The 663-nt window shown below is 75.3% G+C and carries 2 protein-coding genes; both read left to right on the top strand.

Annotation, left to right across the window (positions count from 1 at the left end; genetic code table 11):
- On the top strand, window positions 1-481 hold a 481-nt coding region (locus FB586_RS18530), incomplete at its 5' end, for an RNA polymerase sigma factor (RefSeq protein ID WP_136520837.1).
- Window positions 468-663, top strand: a 196-nt coding sequence (locus tag FB586_RS18525; protein ID WP_222928399.1) for a hypothetical protein, incomplete at its 3' end; no start/stop codon positions are given. The genes FB586_RS18530 and FB586_RS18525, both read left to right, overlap by 14 nt.

Below are 663 nucleotides of genomic sequence, written 5' to 3'. Positions count from 1 at the left end.
CCGCTGGTCCCCGCTGGTGCACACGTTCGCGCTTCGCGCCCTCGCCGACCCGCACGACGCGGAGGGTGTCACCCGGCAGGTGTTCGTCGCCGCCTGGCGCAGCCGGCACACGCTGACGCCGAGCCCGAGCGCCCTGCCCGCCTGGTTGATCGGGATCGCCCGGCACAAGATCGCCGACGTCCGCGGCGCCCGCGCGCGCGAGGCCGCCAGGATCGCCGCCGTCGTCTCCCTGCCCAGCGCGCAGGAGCTCCACCAATCCGCCGACGCCGACGTCGCCGAACAGCTGGTGGTGCGCCAGGCCGTCGACGAGATGCCCGACCCGCGCCGCACGATCATGTTCCTCGCCTTCTGGGAGGACCACAGCCACGCCGAGATCGCCGAGCGGGTGGGACTGCCGCTCGGCACCGTCAAGAGCCACCTGCGCCGTGGCCTGATCAAGCTCCACCAACAGCTCGAGGGGGTGCGCCATGAGTCACGCTGAGCACGACCAGCTCGCGGCTCTCGCGCTCGACCCCGCCGACGCGCCCGACGCCGTCCGCGAGCACGCCGAGACCTGTCCCGACTGCGCGGCCGTCGTCGCCGCCTACACCGGCACCCGCCGCCGCGCCGGTGCGGGGACGCTCGTCGCGCCGCCCGCGCGGGTCCGCGAGCGGGTGCTCGCCA

This window comes from Cellulomonas telluris (assembly GCF_004886325.1).
GTDB lineage: Bacteria > Actinomycetota > Actinomycetes > Actinomycetales > Cellulomonadaceae > Cellulomonas > Cellulomonas telluris.
Note: the sequence above shows the minus strand (reverse complement) of the source record. Positions and strands in the feature narration are given on the sequence as shown.